The organism is Sanguibacter gelidistatuariae, from assembly GCF_900096585.1.
GTDB lineage: Bacteria > Actinomycetota > Actinomycetes > Actinomycetales > Cellulomonadaceae > Sanguibacter > Sanguibacter gelidistatuariae.
On the sequence record NZ_FMYH01000007.1, the window covers coordinates 208,397 to 232,616 of the forward strand.

At 70.3% G+C, this 24,220-nt stretch carries 23 protein-coding genes; 13 read left to right on the plus strand and 10 right to left on the minus strand.

The window, feature by feature from the left end; all coding sequences use genetic code 11:
- The first annotated feature begins 28 nt into the window (after positions 1 to 28).
- From BLQ50_RS15280 to BLQ50_RS15315, 8 genes are all read left to right on the plus strand, one after another.
- Positions 29 to 532 (plus strand): TRAP transporter small permease, encoded by a 504-nt coding sequence (locus BLQ50_RS15280; protein ID WP_093185463.1) that lies wholly within the window; start codon positions 29 to 31, stop codon positions 530 to 532.
- 14 nt (positions 533 to 546) lie between these two features.
- Positions 547 to 1,851: a TRAP transporter large permease gene (locus tag BLQ50_RS15285; protein ID WP_093185465.1), complete on the plus strand. Its 1,305-nt coding sequence runs from the start codon at positions 547 to 549 to the stop codon at positions 1,849 to 1,851.
- Between the two features lie 98 nt (positions 1,852 to 1,949).
- Positions 1,950 to 2,789, plus strand: a complete 840-nt coding sequence (gene kduI / locus BLQ50_RS15290; RefSeq protein ID WP_093185467.1) for a 5-dehydro-4-deoxy-D-glucuronate isomerase — start codon at positions 1,950 to 1,952, stop codon at positions 2,787 to 2,789.
- Positions 2,790 to 2,819: 30 nt separating this feature from the next.
- Positions 2,820 to 3,620, plus strand: a complete 801-nt coding sequence (locus BLQ50_RS15295) for an IclR family transcriptional regulator (protein WP_093185470.1) — start codon at positions 2,820 to 2,822, stop codon at positions 3,618 to 3,620.
- Positions 3,621 to 3,672: 52 nt separating this feature from the next.
- Positions 3,673 to 4,464 (plus strand): SDR family oxidoreductase, encoded by a 792-nt coding sequence (locus tag BLQ50_RS15300; protein WP_093185472.1) that lies wholly within the window; start codon positions 3,673 to 3,675, stop codon positions 4,462 to 4,464.
- A 66-nt stretch (positions 4,465 to 4,530) separates the two neighbouring features.
- A complete protein-coding gene (locus BLQ50_RS15305) occupies positions 4,531 to 5,535 on the plus strand; it encodes a C-terminal binding protein (protein ID WP_093185475.1) in 1,005 nt (334 codons plus the stop codon).
- 1 nt (position 5,536) lies between these two features.
- Complete coding sequence (locus BLQ50_RS15310) at positions 5,537 to 6,589, plus strand: zinc-dependent alcohol dehydrogenase (RefSeq protein ID WP_093185477.1); 1,053 nt, start codon at positions 5,537 to 5,539, stop codon at positions 6,587 to 6,589.
- A complete protein-coding gene (locus BLQ50_RS15315) occupies positions 6,586 to 7,338 on the plus strand; it encodes an SDR family oxidoreductase (protein WP_093185480.1) in 753 nt (250 codons plus the stop codon). The genes BLQ50_RS15310 and BLQ50_RS15315 overlap by 4 nt, the downstream gene beginning before the upstream one ends.
- A gap of 125 nt (positions 7,339 to 7,463) precedes the next feature.
- Here the strand turns inward: BLQ50_RS15315 and BLQ50_RS15320 are convergent, their stop codons facing one another.
- Entirely contained in the window at positions 7,464 to 8,819 is a 1,356-nt protein-coding gene (locus tag BLQ50_RS15320; RefSeq protein WP_093185482.1) for an L-fuconate dehydratase, read from the minus strand.
- Between the two features lie 191 nt (positions 8,820 to 9,010).
- Here BLQ50_RS15320 and BLQ50_RS15325 point away from each other — a divergent pair, with 191 nt between their 5' ends.
- On the plus strand, positions 9,011 to 10,030 hold the full coding sequence (locus BLQ50_RS15325) for an NAD(P)-dependent oxidoreductase (RefSeq protein ID WP_093185485.1): 1,020 nt from the start codon (positions 9,011 to 9,013) through the stop codon (positions 10,028 to 10,030).
- Between the two features lie 26 nt (positions 10,031 to 10,056).
- On the opposite strand, the gene BLQ50_RS15330 is transcribed toward BLQ50_RS15325, so the two are convergent.
- The 3 genes from BLQ50_RS15330 to BLQ50_RS15340 are packed head-to-tail and all read right to left on the minus strand — an operon-like array spanning position 10,057 to position 12,777.
- On the minus strand, positions 10,057 to 11,238 hold the full coding sequence (locus BLQ50_RS15330) for a glycerate kinase (protein ID WP_093185487.1): 1,182 nt from the start codon (positions 11,236 to 11,238) through the stop codon (positions 10,057 to 10,059).
- Positions 11,239 to 11,715 (minus strand): tRNA (cytidine(34)-2'-O)-methyltransferase, encoded by a 477-nt coding sequence (locus BLQ50_RS15335; protein WP_425424106.1) that lies wholly within the window; start codon positions 11,713 to 11,715, stop codon positions 11,239 to 11,241.
- A gap of 48 nt (positions 11,716 to 11,763) precedes the next feature.
- Complete coding sequence (locus tag BLQ50_RS15340; protein ID WP_093185490.1) at positions 11,764 to 12,777, minus strand: DUF4862 family protein; 1,014 nt, start codon at positions 12,775 to 12,777, stop codon at positions 11,764 to 11,766.
- A gap of 150 nt (positions 12,778 to 12,927) precedes the next feature.
- Here BLQ50_RS15340 and BLQ50_RS15345 point away from each other — a divergent pair, with 150 nt between their 5' ends.
- The 3 genes from BLQ50_RS15345 (at position 12,928) to BLQ50_RS15355 (ending at position 15,166) form a co-directional block, all read left to right on the plus strand.
- Entirely contained in the window at positions 12,928 to 13,296 is a 369-nt protein-coding gene (locus BLQ50_RS15345) for a type IV toxin-antitoxin system AbiEi family antitoxin (RefSeq protein WP_175559152.1), read from the plus strand.
- A 133-nt stretch (positions 13,297 to 13,429) separates the two neighbouring features.
- Positions 13,430 to 13,681, plus strand: coding sequence for a nucleotidyl transferase AbiEii/AbiGii toxin family protein (locus BLQ50_RS15350; RefSeq protein WP_245701290.1), 252 nt, complete (start codon positions 13,430 to 13,432; stop codon positions 13,679 to 13,681).
- A gap of 147 nt (positions 13,682 to 13,828) precedes the next feature.
- On the plus strand, positions 13,829 to 15,166 hold the full coding sequence (locus BLQ50_RS15355; RefSeq protein WP_093185498.1) for a hypothetical protein: 1,338 nt from the start codon (positions 13,829 to 13,831) through the stop codon (positions 15,164 to 15,166).
- 13 nt (positions 15,167 to 15,179) lie between these two features.
- On the opposite strand, the gene BLQ50_RS15360 is transcribed toward BLQ50_RS15355, so the two are convergent.
- From BLQ50_RS15360 to BLQ50_RS15380, 5 genes are all read right to left on the minus strand, one after another.
- Complete coding sequence (locus BLQ50_RS15360) at positions 15,180 to 16,871, minus strand: bifunctional 3'-5' exonuclease/DNA polymerase (protein WP_093185500.1); 1,692 nt, start codon at positions 16,869 to 16,871, stop codon at positions 15,180 to 15,182.
- A gap of 33 nt (positions 16,872 to 16,904) precedes the next feature.
- Positions 16,905 to 17,609 carry a YoaK family protein gene (locus BLQ50_RS15365; protein WP_093185572.1) on the minus strand — a complete coding sequence of 235 codons (705 nt, stop codon included), beginning with the start codon at positions 17,607 to 17,609 and terminating at the stop codon, positions 16,905 to 16,907.
- 68 nt (positions 17,610 to 17,677) lie between these two features.
- Positions 17,678 to 18,121 carry a DUF779 domain-containing protein gene (locus BLQ50_RS15370; protein ID WP_093185503.1) on the minus strand — a complete coding sequence of 148 codons (444 nt, stop codon included), beginning with the start codon at positions 18,119 to 18,121 and terminating at the stop codon, positions 17,678 to 17,680.
- A 71-nt stretch (positions 18,122 to 18,192) separates the two neighbouring features.
- Complete coding sequence (gene exaC / locus BLQ50_RS15375; protein ID WP_093185505.1) at positions 18,193 to 19,716, minus strand: acetaldehyde dehydrogenase ExaC; 1,524 nt, start codon at positions 19,714 to 19,716, stop codon at positions 18,193 to 18,195.
- A gap of 62 nt (positions 19,717 to 19,778) precedes the next feature.
- On the minus strand, positions 19,779 to 20,375 hold the full coding sequence (locus tag BLQ50_RS15380) for a TetR/AcrR family transcriptional regulator (protein ID WP_093185508.1): 597 nt from the start codon (positions 20,373 to 20,375) through the stop codon (positions 19,779 to 19,781).
- 164 nt (positions 20,376 to 20,539) lie between these two features.
- On the opposite strand from BLQ50_RS15380, the gene BLQ50_RS15385 reads away from it, so the two are divergent.
- A complete protein-coding gene (locus BLQ50_RS15385; RefSeq protein WP_093185576.1) occupies positions 20,540 to 22,837 on the plus strand; it encodes an MMPL family transporter in 2,298 nt (765 codons plus the stop codon).
- 61 nt (positions 22,838 to 22,898) lie between these two features.
- Here BLQ50_RS15385 and BLQ50_RS15390 read toward each other — a convergent pair whose 3' ends face one another.
- On the minus strand, positions 22,899 to 24,164 hold the full coding sequence (locus BLQ50_RS15390; protein WP_093185578.1) for an alpha/beta fold hydrolase: 1,266 nt from the start codon (positions 24,162 to 24,164) through the stop codon (positions 22,899 to 22,901).
- Positions 24,165 to 24,220 lie beyond the last annotated feature (56 nt).

Sequence of the window (24,220 nt, forward strand, 5' to 3'; positions counted from 1 at the left end):
TCACCCGGCAACCCGAAGAGGTCTCCTCATGAAAACAGTCAAGAAGGGTCTCGACAGCGCGCTGAGCTGGTTCTGTGTCGTGCTGTTCGCCGTCCTGGTAGTCGACGTCTCCTGGCAGGTCTTCTCCCGCCAGGTCCTCAACTCCCCGAGCGGGTGGTCCGAGGAACTCGCCAAGTACGTCTTCATCTGGCTCGGCCTCTTCGGGTCGGCCCTGGTGTTCGGCGAACGCGGTCACATCTACGTCGACTTCGCCGTCAGGAAGCTGCCCGCCAAGATCCAGTACGTCGTGGGCCTGCTCATGCAGGTCGCGATCCTGGCGTTCGCCTCGCTCGTCCTCGTCTACGGCGGCTGGCAGGTCGCCCAGCTCTCCTGGGACCAGAAGCTTGCCGGTCTGCCCATCGACGTCGGGCCTCTGTATCTCGCGCTGCCGATCTCCGGCGTGCTGATCATCTTCTACACCATCTACCACCTGGTTGCCATCCTCCTCCGCGTCGAGAACGCGGTCGAAGATGCCGAGCCGGACGTCCTTTAGGAAGGGGCACACTCATGGACGTCGCAGCTCTTGCAGCACTCATCCTGGTCGTCGGAGTCTTCGGATTCCTGCTCCTGGGAGCCCCCATCTCCGTCGCGGTCGGCCTGTCCTCCGCGCTCGCCATGGTCTCAGCCCTCGGTTTCGAAAACGGGATGCTCACCTCGGCGCAGCAGATGTTCCGCGGGATCAACAACTTCTCGCTCCTGGCCATACCGTTCTTCGTCCTAGCGGGCGTCATCATGAACAACGGCGGCATAGCCTTACGGCTGATCAATGCCGCCAAGGTCCTCGTCGGCCGTATGCCCGGCTCGCTCGCTCAGACGAACATCGCAGCCAACGCCCTGTTCGGTGCGGTCAGCGGCTCGGCGGTCGCGGCGGTCGCCGCGGTCGGCTCGACCATGGGGCCGCTGCAGGCCAAGGAGGGATACGACAAGAACTTCGCCGCTGCGACCAACATCGCGTCGGCGCCGGCCGGGATGCTCATCCCGCCGAGCAACCTCATGATCGTGTACTCGCTCGTCTCGAGCACCTCGATCGCGGCCCTCTTCGTCGCCGGGTACATCCCGGGGATCCTCTGGGCGGTGACCTGCATGGTCATCGTCTACCTCTATGCCCGCAAGCGGCCCGAGCTGAAGATCACCGAGAAGATCAGCATGGCCGTGCGGGCGAAGATCCTCGTCGACGCCCTCCCGGCACTGGCGCTCATCGTCGTCGTCATCGGCGGCATCCTGCTCGGCTACTTCACCCCGACCGAGGCGTCATGCATCGCGGTGGTCTACTCCCTCGTGCTGTCCTTCATCTACCGCTCGATCAAGATCCGTGACCTCAGGCCGATCTTCCTGGATTCCACCCGTACGACGGCGATCGTCATGTTCCTCGTGGGTGTCTCCTCGATCATGGGCTGGGTCATGTCCTTCGCGAAGATCCCCGCCATGGTGGCCGACGCGATGTTCGGGATCAGCGACAACCCCACGGTGCTGCTGCTTCTCATCGCGGTCGTCATGCTCATCGTCGGCTGCTTCATGGACCCGACGCCGGCCGTGCTGATCTTCGCGCCGATCTTCCTGCCGATCGTCATGAGCTTCGGGGTGGACCCGATCCACTTCGGAATCATGATGGTCTTCAACCTCTGCATCGGCACCATCACGCCGCCGGTGGGACCGGTCCTGTTTGTCGGGGCCAAGGTAGCGAACCTGCGCATCGAAGACGTCATCCGCAAGCTGGTGCCGTTCTTCATCGCTCTCGTGATCATGCTGCTGGTGGTCATATTCGTGCCTCAGCTCTCGCTGTGGCTCCCCGGAGTCCTCGGACTCACGTAGCCCGTCCTGGTCCGCCCCGTCCCGTGACCCGCAGGTGCGGGACGGGGCGGACCGGCACGGCATGTCAGTTGTCTCTCTATATATAGGTGAGGATCGTCATGGAACAGCGGTATGCAACAAGCCCCGAACACGTGCCGGGGATGGACACGGCAGAGCTTCGCGGTCGCTACCTCGTGCAGGACCTCTTTGCCGCCGACAGCATCAACGCGGTCTACACCCACCACGACCGGGTCGTGCTCGTCGGCATCAGCCCGGCGACCAAGCCCCTCACGCTGGGCACCTACCCGGAGATCCGCTCGGAGTACTTCTTCGCCCACCGCGAGGGCGGCATCGTCAACGTCGGCGGAGCGGGCTCGATCACGGTCGACGGCGACGAGTTCGTGTTGGCCAAGGGCGCGTGCCTGTACATCGGACGGGGAGCGCAGGCTGTCTCCTTTGCGTCCTTGGACGACGAGGGCGAGAACGGCCCCGCGGCGTTCTACCTCGTCTCCGCGCCGGCCCACACCACCTACCCGACAACCCTGGTGGCACCGGGGCAGGGGACCGTCCGCGAGCTGGGCGACCCGCTCACCTCCAACCGGCGCACGCTCAACCAGTACATCCACGAGAACGGCGTCAAGAGCTGCCAGATCGTCATGGGTGTCACAACTCTTCACCCGGGCAGCATGTGGAATACAATGCCTGCTCACACGCATGATCGCCGGATGGAGGCCTACCTCTACTTCGATCTGCCGCCTCAGGCCCGGGTCATCCACATCATGGGTGAGCCGACCGAGACCCGGCACCTCGTGGTCGGGAACAGGGAAGCCATCATCTCCCCGAGCTGGTCGGTGCACTCCGGCGTCGGCTCGGAGAGCTACAGCTTCGTCTGGGCAATGGCGGGAGAGAACCAGTCCTTCGACGACATGGACGGATTCTCGATCGCTGACATGCGCTGACATCGGCGACGGACATGGGGATGGGACGCGATGGGCACGCAGACCGCGGCAGGCACCGGGCAAGGCTCGGACGCGAAGACGGACACGAGTGCGAACGCGAGCGAGAAGACGCTGCTTGTCCTCGAGGCGGCCTTCTCCTACTCACGGTTCACGGACATCGTCGAGGCGACCGGCCTGCCCAAGGCCACGACGCACCGCATCCTCGCGACCCTGATGGATCGCCAGTTCATCTCGGTGAACAAGGACGGCGGCTACCTCCCGGGGCCGAAGATCTTGTCCCTGGCCGGGCGGGCCCTGGAACGGATCGACATCTCGGCGATCGCGGCCCCGCACATCGACGACCTGGTCGCCCGGGTGCACTGCACGGTCCACCTCGGTGCGGCCAACGGCGACGAGGTGCTGTACCTGGTCCGCACGGACTCCGACACGCCGTACCGGATGCCGTCGAGGGTCGGGCACTCGATCCCGATGCACTCCTCGGGGATCGGCAAGGTCATCCTGGCGTCCTACTCCGACGACGCGCTCGAACGCTTCGTCGCCCGGGCGGGTCTGCCTCGTCGGACCAACCGCACCCTGACCACGCTCGAGGACCTGCGCGCGGAGATCGCCGACGTGCGCCGGCTCGGATATGCCCTCGACCGCGAGGAGAACGTGCCCGGCGTGACCTGCGTGGCGGCCCCCGTCTACGACCACACCGGGACCGTGAAGTACGGCGTGAGCATCTCGACCATCACGCTCGCGCACACCGAAGAACAGATCGAAGCAATGTCACCCGAGGCGATCGCGACCGCGAACGCCATCTCGGCGGCGTTGGGACACACTCCCCGCTGACCGGTGCCCTGAGGGGCGCCGGCCGGCGCCCCATCAGAGAAGAGCACTGATCATGTCGCACGACGTCACCGCGCCCGGGCAGCTCATCGAGCACCTGTTCAGCCTCGAGGGCCAGCTTGCGGTCGTGACCGGAGCCAGCCAGGGAATCGGCCTGGCCATCGCGAGCACCCTCGCCGCCGCCGGGGCGGACATCATCGGCGTGTCCACCTCCATGCCCGACGGCGAGAGCGCGGCTCGCGCGGCCGTCGAGTCCGCGGGACGCACCTTCATCCCGCTCCGGGCCGACTTCACCGACCGGGTGGCGGTCGCCACGCTCGCCGCGGACCTCGCCGCCCGCCCCGTCGACATCCTCGTCAACAACGGCGGCACGATCCGCCGAGCCCCGGCCGCCGAGCACTCCGACGAGGACTTCGACGCGGTCATGGACGTCAACCTGCGCAGCGCGTGGGTGCTGTCCCGGGAGATCGGCGCCGCGATGATCGAGCGCGGCCACGGCAAGATCGTCAACACCGCCTCGATGCTCAGCTTCCAGGGCGGCATCAACGTCCCGGGATACACCTCCTCGAAGTCCGCGATCGCCGGGCTCACCCGGGCGCTGGCCAACGAGTGGGCGAGCAAGGGGCTCAACGTCAACGCCGTCGCCCCCGGCTACGTCGCGACAGCGAACACCCAGCAGCTGCGCGAGGACACCGAGCGCAGCGAGTCCATCCTCGCGCGCATCCCGGCCGGTCGGTGGGCCCAGGCCGGCGACATCGCCGGTGCGGTGCTCTTCCTGTCCTCGCGGGCCGCGGACTACGTCAACGGTGCGGTGCTGCCGGTCGACGGCGGCTGGCTCGCCCGCTGACCGTTCCCATCCTTTCCCGCTCTCTCGCCTACCCAGCTTCCCGCCCAGTCCCGAGAGGACCAGACGATGCGCATCACCATCACCGAATGTGACCACGACTCCTTTGCACCCGAGATGGCCGTCGCCCGTGGCGCCGGAGCGGACTTCGTCGTCGCGCAGTCCACCGACGCGGCGACGCTGGTCGCCGCGTGCGCCGACGCCGAGGCGATCCTCGTGCAGTACGCCTCCATCACCGCCGAGGTCATGGACGCCCTGCCCGCGCTCAAGGTGATCGGGCGGTACGGCGTCGGCGTCGACTCGGTCGACGTGCCCGCCGCGACCGCGCGCGGTATCGCCGTGTGCAACGTTCCCGACTACGGGACCGAGGCGGTCTCGGACCACGCGATCGCCCTGGCGCTGTCCGTGGCCCGCGGCATCCCTCGGCTGGATCGTGGCATGCGGGCCGGTAGCTTCGACCTCGCGGTCGTCCGCCCGCTCTACCAGACCACCTCCCGGGTGTTCGGGATCATCGGCATGGGCCTGATCGGCTCCGCGACGGCACGCAAGGCGGCCGGGCTGGGCTACGAGGTGATCGGCTACGACGTGCGCGCCGAGCCCGGGGCGGCCACCTTCCGCGGTTTCCCCGCGGTGACCCTCGACGAGCTGCTCGAGCGTTCGCAGGTCGTGTCCATGCACACCCCGCTGACCGAGGAGACCCGCAACCTCATCGGTGCACCCGAGCTCGCCCGGATGCGCACGGACGCGATCATCGTCAACACCAGTCGCGGCGGCGTGATCAGGACCGACGCGCTCGTGGACGCCCTGCGGTCCGGCGCGATCGCCGGCGCCGGGATCGACGTCCACGAGACCGAACCGCTCCCGGCGGGGCATGCGCTCATGGACTTCGACAACGTCGTGCTCACCCCGCACCTAGCCTGGTATTCCGAGGAGTCCTACGTCGAGCTCAAGCGCCGCACGATCGAGAACGTCGTCGAGGTCTGTGCCGGCCGCCCGCCGCGCAACATCCTCAACCCCGAGGTCCTGGGGACCCCGGGGCGCAATGCCCAGTTCGCCCTCACGACAGGAGCCTGAGATGAACACCATGAACGCGGCACGTTGGACGGCCACCGACGAGGTCGAGGTCGCCCGGGTGCCCCGGCCGGCCGTACCTGAGGGCTGGGCCCTGGTGAAGATCGCCTACAACGGCATCTGCGGGACCGACCTGTCGATCTTCCACGGCAAGCACCCCCGCGCCGAGCACGGCCTGATCCCCGGTCACGAGATGTCCGGGTGGATCGAGGAGCCGGGGGAGAGCGGTCTCGCGGTCGGTTCGCTCGTCGTCGTCGAGCCGCTCATCTCGTGTGGGGAGTGCCTGTCCTGCCGGGGTGGTAACGCCCACGTGTGCAGCCGGCTCGGCCTCTACGGCATCGACGCCCCGGGCGCGATGGCGGACCTCGTGGCCCTGCCCCCGCACGTGCTGCACGCGGTGCCCGACTCGGTCGACCCGCGGACCGCCGCGCTCGCCGAGCCGCTCGCCGTGGCGGTGCACGCGGTCGCCCGCTCCGGCATGGAGGCCGGGGACACGGTCGCCGTCTTCGGCGCCGGGCCGATCGGGGTGCTGGTCGCCCTCGTCGCCCGACACGAGGGCGCGGCCCAGGTGGTTATCACCGAGCCGAGCCCCTGGCGCCGAGCGGTGGCCGGCAGCCTGGGCCTGACCGTCGTGCCCGAGGGGTCGACGATGACGTCCGTCGTGGCCGATCTCACGGGCGGAGAAGGGGCGGACACGACCTTCGACTCCGCGGCCCACCCCTCGGTCGCCGCCGAGGTGACGGCCGCGACGCGGGTGCTCGGGCGGATCGTCGTTGTCGGCGTCTACAAGCAGCCGACCCCGATCGACCTGCAGGCGATCTGCTTCAAGGAGCAGTCGATGGTGGGTGTGCGGGTCTACACGACCGCGGACATGACCCGCGCGATCGAGCTCATGGCCTCGGGCGCGCTCGGCCTGGAGCACTTCCCGACCAAGGCGTTCTCGCTCGAGGACTCCGCGGCCGCCTTCGAGGCCGCGACGACCGGGCAGGACTGCCTCAAGGTGCTCGTCACCCCGCTCGCGGGGATGGCCGACGACGCCGGGGAGGTCGCACCGTGACCGCCTTCGACCTGACCGGCCAGGTGGCTGCGGTCACCGGCGGCGGCCGAGGACTGGGCGCGGGCATCACGAGCGCGCTGCTCGAGGCCGGGGCAGACGTCGTCGTCTTCGGTCGCAGCGGCGTGCCGACCGAGCTGACCGATCACGCCGCGGCCCTGGGCCGACAGGTGCACTTCTACCCGATGGACCTTGCCGACCCGGCCCAGGTCGAGTCGGTCTCCCGTGAGGTGCTCGCCGCCCACCGTGTCGACATCCTCGTCAACAACGCCGGGACCCAGGACCGCCACCCCGCGGTGGACTTCCCGCTCGAGGCTTGGGACGCGGTGATCAACGTCAACCTGCGCTCGGTCTTCCAGCTGTGCCAGCTCTTCGGGCGACCCATGCTCGAGCGCGGCGCGGGCAAGGTCGTCAACCTCGCATCGCTGCTGAGCTTCCAGGGCGGGTTCACCGTGCCGGCCTACGCGGCGAGCAAGGGCGCGGTCGCCCAGCTCACCAAGGCGCTGTGCAACGAGTGGGCCGGCCAGGGAGTCAATGTCAACGCCGTCGCCCCGGGCTACATGGCCACGGAGATGAACGCCGCGCTGCTGGCCGACCCGCACCGCCTGGCCCAGCTCTCTGTGCGGATCCCGGCCGGGCGCTGGGGCAACCCCGAGGACATCGGCAACGTCGTGGTCTTCCTGGCCTCCCAGGCCGCGGCCTACGTCCACGGCCAGGTGCTCGCCGTCGACGGCGGCTGGCTCGCCCGCTGACCCCACCCCGCGCCCACCCCACCCGCCAAAAATCCCGCTAAGTGCGGGCTAACGGCTGCCCGATGTCCGGTTTGGGCAGCCATTCGCCCGCACTCAGCGGGTTGGGGAGAGAGGTGGGTGGGGTGTCAGACGGCGGCAGCCAGGTTGGCGCTCGCCGCCGCGGCTGCGTGGCGCTCGCGCCAGTAGGAGCCTTCCGGGAAGCGGTACTCGGCTACGGAGGCCGGGTGCATCTGGGTCGAGTACCCCGGCAGGCGCGGCAAGGAGTACGCGGCGTTCGTGACGATGCAGGGATCGGTGAAGTGCTCGTGCAGGTGATCGACGAACTCGGTGACGCGTCCCTCGCGGGTGCCCGAGACCGCCACGAAGTCGAGCATGGACACGTGCTGGACCATCTCGCACAGCCCGACGCCGCCCGCGTGCGGGCAGACCGGCACGTCGAACTTGGCGGCGAGCAGCAGGACCGCCACGATCTCGTTGAGGCTGGCCAGGCGCCCGGCGTCGAGCTGGCAGAAGTCGAGCGCGCCGGCCTGCATGAACTGCTTGAACATGACCCGGTTGTGGCAGTGCTCTCCGGTCGCGACCCCGATCGGGGCGACGCCGCGCTTGATGGCCGCGTGGCCGAGCACGTCGTCGGGGCTGGTCGGCTCCTCGATCCAGAGCAGGTCGAAGGGGGCGAGCGCGTTGGTCCACTCGATCGCCTGGTCGACGTCCCACACCTGGTTGGCGTCGATCATGAGCACCCGGTCCGGGCCGATCACCTCGCGGGCGATCGTGCAGCGGCGGATGTCGTCGGCGAGGTTCGCCCCGACCTTGAGCTTGATGTGGTTGTAGCCCTCATCGATCGCCTCCTGGCACAGCCGGCGCAGCTTTTCGTCGGAGTAGCCCAGCCATCCGGCCGACGTCGTGTAGCAGGGGTAGCCGGTGGCCTCGAGCTCGGCGATGCGGGCGGCCTTGCCGGACTCCTTCGCACGGAGCAGCTCGATGGCCTCGTCGCGGGTGAGTGCGTCGGAGAGGTAGCGCAGGTCGGCGACGTCGACGAGCTGCTCGGGAGTCATGTCCGCGAGCAGGCGCCACACGGGCTTGCCGGCGAGGCGCCCGGCGAGATCCCAGGCCGCGTTCATCACGGCGGACAGGGACAGGTGCACCACGCCCTTCTCCGGTCCGAGCCAGCGCATCTGCGCGTCCGAAGTGAGGAAGCGGTAGACCCCGCCCATGTCCGCGGCCATCTCCTCGACGTCCTGGCCGATCAGCTGCTCGGCCTGCTGGCGCGCGGCCAGGGCGACGATGTCGTTGCCGCGTCCGGTCGTGAAGGTCAGGCCGAAGCCGGCGAGCGGGGAGCCGTCCGCGGCCACGCCGTCGGTGCGCAGCACGACGTAGGCGGCGGAGTAGTCGCCGTCCTTGTTCATCGCGTCCGAGCCGTCGGCGGTCAGGGAGGTGGGGAAGCGGACGTCTTCGATCTCGATGCTGGTGATGCGGGCCATGTCTGGCGCCCCTTCGTCATTGATGGGTCGGGAGGGTCACGAATGATGCAACACTAGCATTCATCAGATGACTACTGTCATCTATGCAGGCAATCGTCAGACTCGAGGAGTCAGACCGGTAATAGATCAGATCTTTACGTTGACTGTGTCCTCGGCGTGCCTCGCCGCGGATCAGTCAGGAGACGAGGAACATGGCCCACCGCCAGCACGCCCCCGCGTCCGGCGACGAGTACGTCGTCGGGCTCAGCTCGGACGTCACCGCCCCGGACGGCTCGACGATCTTCGGTGACGTCGGCCTGGACCGGCTGACCGACGCAGGCCTGCGCTGGGAGGTCATGGCGCCGATCGCAGGCCACGCACCCACCGCGACCGAGCTTGCCCCGTACGACGCCGTGCTGTCCTTCGGCCACTGGGGCTACTCTCGCGACGTGGCCGCGGCCACCCCGCGACTCAAGCACGTGGCGCGCTTCGGAGCGGGCTTCGACGGGATCGACCTCGCCGGCCTCGCGGACGAGGGAGTTGTGGTCACGAACACCCCGGACGGGGTGCGCCGCCCGCTCGCGCTCGCCGCCATGACCCTGCTGCTCGCGCTCAGCCACCGGCTGCTCGACAACCAACGCGCGGTCGCCGAGGGCCGGTGGCGGGACCGCGGGAGCTACCGCGGGCTGGGCCTGGCAGGACGCACGGTGGGGATCATCGGCTTCGGCAGTGTGGGTGCCGATCTGGCCGAGCTCATCGCCCCGCTCGGGGTGCGGATCATCACGGTCGACCGCCCGAGCGTCCGTGCACGCCAGCAGGCGGGAGAGCTGGCCGGAGTTGAGCTGCTCAGCCTCGACGAGCTCGCTGCCCGCTCCGACTACGTCATCCTCACCGCTTCGCTCACCCCCTCCTCCCACCACATGGTCGACGCCGACTTCCTCGCGCGGATGCCCTCCACGTCGTACGTCATCAACGTCGGACGCGGGCCGCTGATCGACCAGGTGGCGCTCACTGAGGCGCTGCGCACAGGGAGCATCGCCGGGGCCGGTCTCGACGTGCTCGAGTCGGAGCCGCCGACCGCCGACGAGCCGCTGCTCGCCATGGACAGCGTCATCGTCACCCCGCACGCGCTGTGCTGGACAGCTGACTTCGTCCAAGACGTCGCGGGCAGCGTCATGGAAGCCCTCATCGACGTCGCCAACGGCCGCCCTCCGAGCCACCCCCTCAACTGACCCGCAGAGCGAGGAGGTTCCCGCACTCAGCGAGCGAGCGGATCCGGACCGACGTCGAGGGCGCGCGCGGCACGTGCGCCGGCCTCGGCGAGCCAGTGCTCCGGATCGGCGAGGGCACGGGCCTCGCCGGCAAGATCTACGAGCGCGCAGTGCCAGACGCCGCGCTCCTCGAGCGGCCCGGGGTCGGGTATCGCGCCCGCGACGACGGCGGTCCGCAACCGCGCGGTGCCCGCACCCCTCGCTTCGTTCGGGTTCTCGGATCTGTTGGCGACCCCTGCGCCATTCGTCTCGCCCGCGAACCGGAGCGCCTCTCCGACGACCTTCCCCTGCAGGCTCGTCGCATCGAACCGGCCCTCGCCCGTGATCAGCACGTCGGCGCCGGCGAGCAGCCCGGACAGCCCGACGAGCGTAGCGATGTGCGCCGCCCCCGGGGTGGCGGTCGCGCCCCAGGCCAGCATGAAACCGAATCCCGCCCCGCCCGCGGCCCCGGCTCCCGAGACCTCGGTAGACCCACCCAGCACCTGCGCATACCGTGCCAACCCCGCCTCCAGCAGTGCCGTGTCGTCGGCCGATGCGCCCTTCTGCGGACCGTAGACCCCGGCCGCGCCGTAGGCGCCGAGCAGCGGGTTGGTGACGTCGGTCAGCAGCGTGACCCCGCCGGCCGGGGCCTGACGCAGACCCGTCAGGTCGGCGGTCTCCAGTCGCGGGAGGGCACCGCCGCCGTCGGGCAGGACCGCGCCGGCGGCGTCGCGCAGGACGAGCCCGAGCGCGCTCAGCGCGCCGGCCCCGCCGTCGGTCGAGGCCGACCCGCCCAGGGCGATCGTCAGGGACCGCGAGCCGGCGTCGAGCGCGGCGGCGATCACCTCGCCCAGCCCGCGGGTGGACGCCCCGAGCGGGTCCGGGGAGGTCATCAGGGCGAGCCCGGACACCTGCGCGAGCTCGACGACCGCGGCGCCGCCGGGCAGAGAGAGCCACCGCCCCAGGGCCGGTCGCCCGTCCGGCCCGGTGCAGCCGGGGACGTCGTGGACCACTCCGCCCGGGACAGCCGAGGCGATCACCGCGAGGGTTCCCTCACCGCCGTCGGCCAGCGGGACAGTGACGACCTCGTCGCCCGGTCGGATCGAGGACCACCCGCAGGCGATCGCCGCCGCGGCGCCCGCGGCATCGACGGATCCCTTGAAGGAATCCGGTGCGACGACGACGCGCACTCACGCCCCGCCGACGAAGTCCGCCTGGCGCCACGCCTCGTAGATGACGATCGACGCACTGCTGGTGAGATTGAGCGAGCGTCGGCTGGGCAGCATGGGGATCTTCACCTCGTCGGTGATCCGTGGGTGCCCCAGGACCTCCTCGGACAGTCCGGTCGGCTCGGGGCCGAAGAGCAGGATGTCGGTGGGCCGGTAGACGATGTCGGAGTACCGCGTGGTCGCCTTCGTGGTGAAGGCGAAGACCCGCGCGGACGGGTCCGTCGCGAGCAGCGCCTCGAGGTCAGCGTGCACGCTCACGCTCGCGAGGTCGTGGTAGTCCAGTCCCGCGCGCTTGAGCTTGGGCTCGGACAGATCGAAGCCGAGCGGCTCGACGAGGTGCAGGGTCGCGCCGGTGACCGCGGCGAGACGGATCGCGTTCCCGGTGTTCTGGGGGATGCGCGGTTCGTGGAAGGCGATGCTCGGCAGAGTGTCAGTCACCCGACGATTCTGCCACCCGATCCGCTCGATCCGCTCGATCCACCCGGCTCAGCCGATCCACACCTCGTCGTCGGTGCCGCCGACATCGAGACCGGCCTCGACCAGCAGCGAGAGCGCGGCCCGCGCGAGCGCCAGCCGCTCGCGCGCCGTGGCGTCGTCGGGCCGGATCGTGACCTTGGCGCCGACGAAGGCGATCGGTGCCTGCCCCGCGGCCGCGAGGGCCGCGCGCACCTCGTCGGCGCCCAGCAGCGAGGCCGACGACGCAGCGAGGGCGGGGCCGGTGCCGCGCGGGGCCATGTGGTTGTCAGCCCACGCCGGACCCCACGCGGTCACCTGGTCCGTGGCCCCGGAGAAGATGATCGAGCGCAGCAGCCCGGCCTGGGCCGCGAGCCGGACGTGCTCGGTCGCGGTGTCGCCCGAACGCCCCTCGATCGCTGACCGTCCCCAGTTGATCCCCACGCCGAGCCGGGCGGACGGTTCGCTAGCCAGCACGACCTGGATCGCGGCGATCTCGTCCTCGATCGACAGGAAGCCCTTGACCGGCGCCTGCCCGGCGACGAGCGCGTCGCAGTGCTCGACGACGATCTCCGCCCCGCCTAGGTCCCACGTCGCCAGCTCGGCGAGGGACTCTGCGAACGCCTCGACCGACCCGAGCAGCGGGCCGGGCGCGCTCTGCACCTCGATCGCGGTGACCCGCGGCCGGCCGCCGGCCTCGGCCAGGGCGCGGGCAAGGTCGCGGACCACGGCGACGTCGGCGAGCGCTGCGCGCCGGCCGTCGGCATCGGTCGAGGCGAGGCCGTAGCCGGGCGCGGTGGCAAGCCGCATCATGGTGCGCGGGATGCACGTGACCATGAGGTCCCACCCGGGACGCAGGGTCCGGGCGATCCACTCGGGATCCAGGCTCGGGGCGCCGTCGCCGAGCAGCGGGAACTCGATCGTGGCGATCGGGAGGTCGCCCAGCCCGGCGTAGAACTCCTCCTCGGCGCGGCCGTCGTCGGCGAGCGGCCCAGGGGTGAGGGCGTAGGCGCCGAAGGTGAGGGACGGGAGGGACGCAGACGTCATCAGGACTCCAGGGGTGGTGCGTGGGCACGGCCGTGCTTACGAGGACTCCATTGTCGCCTGCACCGGTGACGGGTGTTCTCCCAACCCGACACCGCACCGAGTTCCCGGACAATGACTCAGATCTGTTTGCAGAACAGCCCCTTGATGGGGATGAGCGCGGCGCGGATGCACAACGCGCTGCCACGAGCGATCAACCGTGCGTGGGTGGCCGCCCCGCGAACCCATCGGCCTGTCGAGCTCAGCGATGGGGGAGCAGTCCAGTTCGCCACTCGCAGGGGCTTGGACAATCTCGACGTCGAGAAGATCTCGACTGACTTGGGCACGGTCACCGTGACGACCGTCGAGCAGACGATCCTGGACCTCATGCGGGGGCTGGGGGCAGACGGGATGGAAGGTGAGATCGAGCCCGTTGTTCGAGCGCTGGCGGACCGGACCGACCTGACCAGGGTGCTGCGGTTGGCCACCGAAGACAAGGGCAGCCGCGCCGCGCTCGACAGGTTCATGAACGTGCTCGCTTGAGTCTGGCTCCAGACGACCTTGCTGACGTCGCCGAGCATTTCGGCGTCGCAGACGAGCAGGTGCACCGCGACCATGCCATCTCCCATCTGTTGGCGGCGCTGGCACGCGAGGTGCCAGAGAGGGTCAGCTGCTCGTGGGGGAGGGATATCCAGCCTGGCCTACCGAGGTCGCCCAGATCCGGCAGCGCTACTCCGATGTACCCGCCGCATCCCTGCGGGTGCTGACGCGCGACGCGTTCGCGGCGGCAAAGTTGTCCGCGTGGATCGATCGGGGCGCGTCACGTGATCTGTACGACCTGTGGAAGATGGTCGGTGAAGGGATGATCACCGCCGACGCGGTTGCTCGTGCCTGGGACGCAGTCAGGGACTCCCCGCTCCCTACCTAGCCTCCGCGTAGGACTCGACAACGGCCACGCTCACCTGGAACTCCACGCCGCCCTCGCCCGCCGTCCGGGCTATGCTTCCGGGCCAGGTGCGTTCCCGGGCATCGCCGCTCGGCCACGACGCACCCTGACGTCAGGGGTGAGCCGATCATGGGGTCCAGCAAACAGTCCGGCCTGGTCCGGACGGCCCTCGTAGCCGGGGTGGCCGGCGCGGTCACCGGTGCGCTCGCAGCCACCGCGCGCCTCGATGCCCGACGCCGCAGCGCGCTTCCCGACGACGCGGCGCTTCCCGATGACGCCGCGCCGGCCACCATCGGCGCACCTACAGCACGAGTCGCGCCGTCGGCCGCGTCCGCGACCGACGACTACCATCTCGCGATCCGCGAGCAGCTTGTCTCCCTCGTGCTGCGGGTCGTCGGTGCCGGGTACGTGCTGCTCGCGCTCGTCGCCCCTTTCCTCATCGGAGAGACCGACGCGGTGGCGCGCCGCATGTGGGCCCTCATGCCGTGGATCGAACCGGGCACCGCGCTCGCGCTGCTCGGCGGGATCGCGGTGCTCATCGTGGCGCTGGGCCTCGACCAGCACAGCAGTTCCGGCCAGCACAGCGGTTCCGACGAGCACAGCGAGCCCGGCCACTCCGCCGGAACGGTCACGGCGACCGGTGAACCTCACGGCCGCGCGGCGGCCGCGGTCCGCCTGGACATCCAGCTCGCGGTGCTCGCGGTGTCCTCGGTCGCGGCGATCGGCGTCGGGCTCGCGGTCGTGCTGTGGGCCGTGGTCGCCTGGACCGGCAACCTGCCCGACGGATCCGCGCCCGTGCACGGCACGATCATCGCGACCGCGGGCGGCATCGTGTGCCTGGCCGTGCTGCTCGCGCGGGTGGGCATCTCGACGGTCCCGTCGAAGCGAGTCGGCACCCGTGCCGAACGGGACCGGGTCGAGGCCGAGATGCGCGAGCTCCCGGGGCGTCTGGCTGAGGCGGGCGGCGGCGCGAACGTGTCCCGACGGTGGATCGTGTGGCCGTGGCCGACCATGTGGGCCCCGACCGTGCTTGCCGCGGCCGGCCTCCCGGTGGCGATCGCGATCGCGTGGGACACCGGCGACCTGCCGCTGAAGTTCTTGGCCTTCGTCCCCCTCGTCGCTCTCCAGTCCGTGCTGGCTGCGGGGCTCTGCATCGAGGTCACCGCGCGGGTGCGCGCACGGGTGCATCCCACCTTCTCCGGCCTCGTCGCTCTCGTGGTCCTGGCCCTGTCGGTCCTGGCCGTGGGGCTCAGCGGTTCCGCGGCGATGGCCACCGCCGGGGCTCCGGTCTACCGGTGGACGATCGTCATCGCGACCATCGTCCCCGTCGTCGTGACCGGCGCTCTCGCGGTCTGGTCGGCGCCCGTCCGCCGACGGCTCGCGGTGCACGGCGAGCTCGTCCGCACCATCCCGGGCCTCTCGGTCACCTACCGGCACGCCTACGTCTCCCGCCTGCACCACGCCTGAGGCGGCGCTCCTCCTACTTGGCCTCCGCATAGGAATCGACAACGGCCACGCTCACCTGGAACTCCACGCCGCCGCCGCCCGCCGGCCCGAACAGCAACCGCCCGGCCTCGGTCGCGCACTCCCTCACGATCTCGGCGACCTGCTCGGCGAGGTGCACCGGGGTGTGCACCATGACCTCGTCGTGCAGGAAGAACGCCAGGTGCGGACCGGCGGTCACGTCGCCGCCGGGGGTGAGGTCGCGCAGCCGCAGGCGCAGCAGGGCCATCCAGCACAGCGCCCACTCCGCGGCTGTCCCCTGGACGATGAAGTTTCGCGTGAAACGCCCCCACCCGCGCGCCAGGCTGCGTGCCCGCTCCTGCTCGACGCCGGTCGCACCCTCGTCCGACGCCTCGCTCTGGGCGAGGCGCCAGTCGTCGCCGGGGCGCGGTGAGCTGCGGCCCAGCCAGGTGGACACGACCTCCCCACGCTCGCCGGCCCGCGCCGCATGCTCAACGAGGGCCAGGGCTTGCGGGTACGCCTTGATCATCCGGGGCAGCATCCGCCCGCTCTCGCCTTGGGTCCCTCCGTACATCGCCCCGAGCATCCCGTACTTGGCCTGCTCCCGGGTCTCGACCGCGCCGGCGGCGACCATCCCCTCGTACATGTCGGTCGCCTGACCGGCCCGCGCCATCGCCAGGTCGCCGGACATGGCGGCCAGGATCCGCGGCTCGAGCTGGGCGGCGTCGGCCACCACGAGGGTCCACCCCGGGTCGGCACGCACCGCACCGCGGACCTGGTGGGGGAGCTGCAGCGCGCCGCCGCCGTCGGAGGCCCACCTGCCCGTGACCACGCCGCCGGGCACGTAGACCGGCCGGAACCGCCCGCCCGCGACCCAGGTGTCGAGCCAGTGCCAGCCGTTCGCGGTCAGCAGCCGGGACAGCTTCTTGTACTCCAGCAGCGGCGCGATCGCCGGGTGGTCGATCTCCCGCAGCTCCCACGATCGTGTCGAGGTGGCCGGCAGGCCCGCCAGGCGCAGGGCCTTGAGCAGCTCCCCGGGGGAGTCGGGGTTGAAGTCACCGACGCCCAGGGCCGCGCGCAGCTGGGTGAGCTTGGCCTCGAGCAGCGCGGGCCTGTACCCGGGCACCGGGCGCTTCCCGAGCACCGCAGCAAGGATCCGGTCGTGCTCCGCGGCGTCCCACGGCACGCCCGAGTGGGTCATCTCCGCGGCCACGAGCGCCCCGGCCGACTCCGCCGCGAGCAGCAGGCCCAGCCGTCCCGACTCCGATTCGCCGCCGGGTCCGGCGGCGGCCGCGAGGGCGCGGCGCTGACGGCGCAGCTCCTCGAGCGGGTCGAGACGGACCGGTGGGTCGAGGTCGAAGAGGCGGTCCGAGTCGGTCTGGGTGCGCGGCTGGTCCCAGGCCGACGGAGGGACGGAGGCGAAGGTGGTGCGCGCCGTCAGCGCGCTGGCCCGCAGGATCGCGTGGCACAGCCGCAGGTCCCAGCACCGGGCGACCGCTACCTGGGCGGCGAGGAGCGCCGGGTACCAGGTCGCTGTGTCCGGCCACACCCACCGCGGGGCGGGCGCGTCGACAGCCGCCTCACGGGCGTTGACCAGGCCGGGCAGGTCAGCCGTGTCCAGCTCGACCTTGGCCACGACCGCGTCGTCGTCGTCGACGTCGAGCACCTGCACCCGATCGGGTGCGGCGGGGACGACAACAACATGCATGCCACCAGTGTCCCTGCCGCCACCGACATGTCCCTACCGCGCCGCAACCCAGCTCTCCTGAGATCGGGGATAGCGGACGGTCGCCGCGGTCACCACGGCGAGCAGCGCCGCCGCCGGCACGAGGACCCACCGGCCGTGTCCGCCCGTGACGAGCAGTGCGCCGACCAGTGCGCCGGTGAACATGGCCAGGATGGAGACGCCGCGCCGTCCGACCCGGCTGCCCTGCCCGCCGACGACGCGGGCGTCGGCGGAGATCCCGGTGATGGTCTTTGTCAGGACCGTCGTGGTGAGATCCGGGACGTTGAGGGAGGTGGCCGCGGAGTTCTGCAGCCCCATCGCGACGGCCAGGAGCACGACGAGCACGTACCGGCCGGCGCCCGTGAACGGGTCGCGGGAGATCGCGACCCAGCCGAGCGCGAGCAGGACAGCGACCGTCTCGATGAGCGCTGCGCGGAAGACCAGGCGTCCGCGATGGCGGTGGGATGTGCTGTCCACCCGGCCGCCGAGCAGAGCTCCGACCGAGAAGGCGAGGATCGCGGTGATCGAGGTGACGATCGAGAAGCCCTCGGCGCCCCCGACCGCGAAGCCGAGAAAGATGACGTTCCCGGTCATGTTCGCGACGAACACGTGCCCGAGCATCAGGTAGCTCAGCGAGTCGACGAGGCCGGTGACGACGGAGAGGATCAGCAGCAGCGGGGGAAGGGGTCCGTGAGGATCGTCCCGCGGCGGGTGAATCATGTGCCAGGCCTCGCGCAGGTGCTCTCTCACGGATGCCTCTTCTCAGCGGGTCTCAGCGGGACGATGGCTCAGCGGAACGGCTGAGCGTCGTCCATGAGCCGGGACCGGATGAGGAACCGCAGCCCCTCGGGCCCCTCGACCGAGAAGCCGGAACCCCGACCGGGCACGACGTCGACGGTCAGGTGCGTGTGGCTCCAGTACGCAAACTGCTCGCGGGACATCCAGAAGTCGATCGGCTGGCCAGGGGTGCCAGGGGTGCCAGGGGTGCCAGGGGTGCCTGGGTCGCCGGGAGCGGCGATGTCGAAGCGCCCGAGCAGCACATCGGCGTCGGAGGTGATGAAGTCCCCGGCCGGATAGCACATGGGCGAGCTGCCGTCGCAGCAGCCACCGGACTGGTGGAACATGAGCGGGCCGTACTTGCCCCACAGCAGGTGCAGCAGGTCGATGCTCGCGTCGGTCAACGCGACCCGGGACTGGCTCTCTCCGTCGATGACGACCGCGGCGTCGATCATGGGTGCCTCCTCGCGGTTGGGATGCGCGGGCCGGTGCGACGACGAACCGTCGCCGCACCGGCTTGTCCGGCTCAGAAGAACCCGAGCGCCGTCTCGGAATAGCTCACGAGCAGGTTCTTCGTCTGCTGGTAGTGGTCCAGGGCCAGCTTGGAGTTCTCCCGGCCGATCCCGGAGCTCTTGTAGCCACCGAAGGCGGCCCCGGCGGGGTAGGCGTGGTAGTTGTTGATCCACACCCGCCCGGCCTTGATGTCCCGCCCGGCGCGGTAGGCGAGGTTCCCGTTGCGGGACCACACCCCGGCGCCCAGCCCGTAGAGGGTGTCGTTGGCCTTGGCGATCGCGTCGGCGTAGTCGTCGAAGCTCGTCACCGCCACGACGGGTCCGAAGATCTCCTCCTGGAAGATCCGCATGGAGTTCTGCCCCTCGAAGATGGTCGGGGCGACGTAGAAGCCGTCGGTGAGGTCTCCGCCCAGGTCGACCCGCTCACCGCCGAGCAGCAGCCGCGCGCCCTCCTGCTTGCCGATGTCGATGTAGCTGAGGATCTTCTCGAGCTGGTCGTTGGAGGCCTGCGCGCCGACCTGGGTGGCGGTGTCGAGCGGGTTCCCCTGGATCGCCTTCTTGGTCCGGTCGAGCGCGTCGGAGAGGAAGGTGTCGTAGATCGGCTTCTGGATGAGCGAACGGGACGGGCAGGTGCAGACCTCGCCCTGGTTGAAGGCGAAGAGCACGAACCCTTCCTGAGCCTTGTCGTAGAAGGCGTCGTTCTTGTCGGCGACGTCCTCGAAGAAGATGTTCGGGCTCTTGCCACCCAGCTCGACCGTTGACGGGATGAGGTTGGCGCTCGCGTACTGCAGGATGAGCCGGCCCGTCGTCGTCTCGCCGGTGAAGGCGATCTTGCGGATCCGCGGGCTCGAGGCGAGCGGCTTGCCGGCCTCGAGGCCAAAGCCGTTGACGATGTTGAGCACCCCGGGCGGGAGGATGTCCCCGATCAGCTCGATGAGCACGAGGATCGAGACGGGGGTCTGCTCGGCCGGCTTGAGCACGATCGTGTTGCCGCCCGCGAGGGCGGGCGCGAGCTTCCACGTCGCCATGAGGATCGGGAAGTTCCACGGGATGATCTGCCCGACGACGCCGAGCGGCTCCGCGTAGTGGTACGCGACGGTGTCCCCGTCGAGCTCGGTGAACTCGCCCTCCTGGGCCCTGATGACCGAGGCGAAGTACCGGAAGTGGTCTGCGGCCAGGGGGAGGTCGGCGTTGAGCGGCTCGCGGATCGGCTTGCCGTTGTCCCACGTCTCGGCGACGGCGAGCAGCTCGAGGTTGGCCTCGATGACGTCGGCGATCTTGTTCAGGACGGCGGCGCGCTCGGTCCCGGTGGTCTTGCCCCACGCGGGGGCGGCCTTGTGGGCGGCGTCCAGGGCCGCGTCGATGTCCTCGGCGGTGCCGCGGGCGACCTCGGCGAAGGGCTTGCCGGTGACGGGAGAGATGTCCTCGAAGTACTGGCCCTTGACGGGGCGTACCCATTCCCCGCCGATCCAGTGCTCGTAGCGACTTTTGAAGGTGACGAGGGCCTCGGGGGTTCCGGGGGCTGCGTAGATGGTCATTGTGCTCCTATGACGACACTGTCAGGTGAGCGCTCGGCGGTGCCGCCGAGCTTCTCCTCAATCTACCGACCGCCCCGCGCCCCCGCGACAGGTGCTCCCGGGGCCGACTGGGCGGGCGCGAGTATCGTCCACACCCAGGCGGCGGCCTGGTCGGGAGCGGGCAGGGGATCCATGTCGAGCCAGGCGGTCAGGACGCCGATCAGCGACCCGGTGATGCTCGCGGCAGCGATCTCCACCGGCAGCTCGATCCTGTCGTAGTCGTCCGCGTGCAAGCAGATCCCGGTCATGACGATCGTGGTGATCCGGCGGCGCAGCCGTGCGGTCGCGACGGGCGAGCCGTGCTCGCCGAGCGCCCTGCGGTACAGGGCGGCGTTCTCCGCGAGGTGCTCGGCATAGCGCACGAGCACCTCGGGCGGGTCCTCGCTGAGCTCGAGCGTCGCCAGGTCGGTGAGGTCCGCCCCGGCGAGGCGCACCTGCTCGTCCAGGGCGTCGGCGAGCAGGGTGTCTTTGTCGGCGTAATGCTGGTAGAAGGTGGAACGGTTGATCGTGGCCCGGTCGGCGATGTCCGCGACGGCGATCTCGTCGAGGTCGCGCTCCCGCGCGAGGGAGAGCAGCGCGTCCTGGAGCAGGGTGCGCGTACGGGCGATACGGGGGTCCATGAGCCCATTGTGTCAGTCCGTGGACACTCTTGCCAGTAGATAAGCAACAACTGTTGCCTAACCAACGATCGTTGTTTAGTGTGGTCGTGTCGTCCGATGAAGCGCGACCACGCAAGGCTGCACCGCTCACTTCCCGGGCTCGCCCGGACGACCAAGGGATCACCATGGCTTCGTTTCTCTACCGGGTAGGACACTTCTCCTACACGCGCCGCTGGGTCGTGCTCATCACGTGGCTCGTCGTGCTGCTCGCGGTGGGCGGCGCAGCCCTCGCCTCGGGCATGAAGATGACCGAGGACATCGCGATCCCCGGGACCGAGTCCGCCAACGCCCAGCAGATCCTCGAGGAGCGCTTCGGCGACGCCGCGAGCGGTGTCGGCTCGGGGACCGGCGGGTCGGCCGGGGCCGGCAGCGAGGCCGACCAGCCCGCCACGGCACGAGTCATCGTCGCGGCACCTGAAGGAACCAGCCTCACGGGCGACGGCGGTCTCGCACCTGTGCTTGATGCGCTCGAAGGGGTGACCTCTGCCGCCGACGTCGCCTCGATCTCCGACCCGGCCACGACAGGCACCATCTCCCCGGACGGCGGCGCGGTCTACTTCGACGTGCAGTTCACCGTCCCGGCCGACGACGTCCCCGCGGCCACCCTCGGCGCCTTGACCTCCGCGCAGACCGCACTTGAGGCGGACGGATTCACCGTCGCGCTCTCCGGGGGGCCCTTCACCGAACCCCTCGAGCTCATCTCGGCGACCGAGGGCGCGGGTGTGGTCCTTGCCCTCCTCGTGCTGCTGGTGACCTTCGGCTCGCTGCTCGCCGCAGGCATGCCCATCCTGACCGCCCTGCTCGGCGTCGGGATCGGTCTCGCCGGCGTGCTGTCGTTCTCGTCTGTGGTCACGATCTCCTCGGCGACGCTGACCCTCGCGCTCATGCTCGGGCTCGCCGTGGGCATCGACTACGCCCTGTTCCTGCTCTCCCGGCACCGCCAGCAGCTCGCCGAGGGCGTCGACCCGGCCGAGTCCGCGGGTCGCGCGGTCGGCACCGCCGGCAGCGCGATCGTCTTTGCCGGGCTGACCGTCGTGGTCGCACTCTCCGGCCTCGCGGTGACTGGCATCCCGTTCCTGGGCACGATGGGCTTCGCCGCGGCCGCGACGGTGGCAGTCGCGGTCCTCATCGCGGTGACCCTGCTCCCCGCGCTCATGGGCTTCGCCGGTACCCGGCTCATCCCGCGGGGCCGCGCCGCCGCGCGCGCCCAGCGGTCCGCCAAGGCCGAGAACCGGTGGGGCACTCTCATCACGCGCCACCCCGTCTGGACCCTGGTCACCGGGGTCCTCGTGCTGGGCGCCGTCGCGCTGCCGGCCACCTCCATGCGCCTGGGCCTGCCCGACGCCGGCCAGGAACCCGTTACTTCCAACGAACGCCAGGCCTATGACCTGCTCGCGGAGAACTTCGGCCCCGGCATCAACGGCCCGCTCGTCGTGCTCGTCGATGCCGCTGACGACCCAGCTGCGCTCGCGGACGCCACAGCTCGGGTCACCGAGGCACTCGGTGGGGTCGCCAACGTCGCCTACGTCGCACCGGCGGCCCCCAACGGCGCCGTGAACGGCATGCTCGGCCCGGACCAGCCTGCTCCTGAGGGCACGCCCGAGGCGGACGCGGCTCTCATCCTCGTGCTCCCGACGACGGGTCCGAACGACGTCGAGACCGCCGACGTGGTCCACGACATCCGGGCGCTGCGCGCCGACATCGAGGAAGCGACCGGAACCCACATCTGGGTGACCGGGGCGGCTGCGGCCAACATCGACATCACGCAGAAGCTCTCCGACGCGCTGCCGCTGTTCCTGGCCATCGTCGTGGGTCTGGCATTCATCCTGCTGCTCGTGGCGTTCCGCTCGATCCTCGTCCCGGTGACCGCGGTGCTCGGCTTCCTGCTCACGGTGGCTGCGGCCTTCGGGGCCACGACCGCCGTCTACCAGTGGGGGTGGCTCTCGGATGTGTTCCGGGTCGCGGCCCCGGCGCCGCTGCTGAGCTTCATGCCGGTTCTGCTCGTCGGCGTGCTCTTCGGGCTGGCGATGGACTACCAGGTCTTCCTCGTCTCGCGGATGCGTGAGGACCACGTGCACGGCGCCGCGCCGCTCGCCGCAGTCCGCTCGGGATACTCCCACGGTGCGCGGGTGGTCCTGGCCGCTGCGCTCATCATGATCTCGGTGTTCTCGAGCTTCGTCTTCTCCGGGAACTCCACGATCGGCCCGATCGCCTTCGCGATGGGCTTCGGGGTCGCGGTCGACGCGCTCGTGGTCCGCATGACGATGATCCCCGCGGTCATGGCGCTCCTGGGGAAGTCGGCCTGGTGGCTGCCGCGCTGGCTGGACCGACTGGTCCCGAACGTCGACATCGAGGGCGCGGCCCTCGAGCGTGGCGCGACGACGCACGTCGCCGAGCCCGAGGCAGAGCCTGCCCGCCGCTGACGTCTGTTCTGCACATTCGGCCCGGGATGCCTCTCGCGACCGTCCCGGGCCGGTGTCTTTCTCAGTCCCGCAGCGGTCCGCCGCTGTCGCGGATCTGCTGGGTGAGCCGGCTGAGCACGTCACCGGTGCGCAGGCCGTCGTGCTCGAACTCGTTGGTCACCCACGCGTGCACGTTGCCCACGGCGGACGCCGTCTCGAGACTGAGTCCGGCGTCGACGAACATGTCGTCGAAGTACACGGCGGCCGCGACCGGCACGTCGTTGGCGGCGAGCGCCTCGGCGTCGTAGAGCGTGGTCCAGCGCTCACGCCGCGCGAGCTCGTGCGCAGCGGCAGCGAAGGGCCGTAGCCCGGCGATCTCCTCGAACATCCACGGGTAGATCATCTCGCCGGTGAGGTGCAGCGGACGGTGACCGGGGTCGAAGGCGGGGTGCTCGCCGCGCTCGGCGTGGGCGGCCCACCCGGTCACCGCGTACCCGGAGGCGTAGATGGACTCCTGGAGGACCGCGTACAGCGGGTTCTCTCGGTAGGAGGTCAGGGTCATCACCTGGTTGAGGAAGGTCTCGGAGAGCTCGGAGGCGCCCGGGTCGAAGGCCTCGTCGAGGAGCCAGTGCAGCCGCTCGAAGCCGGGCTTCATCCCGAGGTCCATCCCCACAGTCTGGAAGCGGCGCACCGAGAGCAGGTCGCCGTCGGGCAGGCGGACGTCGCCCGCAGCCAGCCGGTCCGCGATCCGGGCCGCCTGTGCGACGTCGCCCGGGAAGCGGGCGAACATCTCACGATTCTTCGCGGCGGTGCGCGGATAGGTGTGCCGGTACACCTCACGTGCGTCGGCCTGCAGGCCGACGAGCCCGCCGGTCACATAGCAGGCGGAGAGCCCCTGCGGTGCCTGGGAGAGATAGGTGAGGGTGAGGAAGCCGCCGTAGCTCTGCCCGAGCGACTCCCAACGGCGAGCGCCGTAGAGGGTGCGGCGCACGTGCTCGGCGTCGGCGACGATCGAGTCGGCGCGGAAGTGGGTGAGGTGCTCGGCCTGCGCCGCCGGGCTGCCCAGGGCCGCCAGGTGGCCGCCGCGGACCGGGGTCGATCTGCCGGTGCCGCGCTGGTCGAGCAGGATCACCCGGTGCGTGGTCAGCATGTGCCCGAGCCAGCCGTCCGGGCCGGTCGGGCGAGGTCCCTTGCCGCCCGGGCCGCCCTGCAGGAACACCAGGAGGGGAAGGTCCTCGTGACGTCTGGCCGGTGCGACGACCTCCCGGACGAACACGGTGATGGTGCGGGTGTCGCGGTCGTCGAACCAGTCGAGCGGGACGCTCACCTCGTGGTCGGTGACGTGCATCCCGGGGACGGTGTAGCTGATCACGCGCTCTCCTCGCAGGTTTCGGGGCTGCGCAC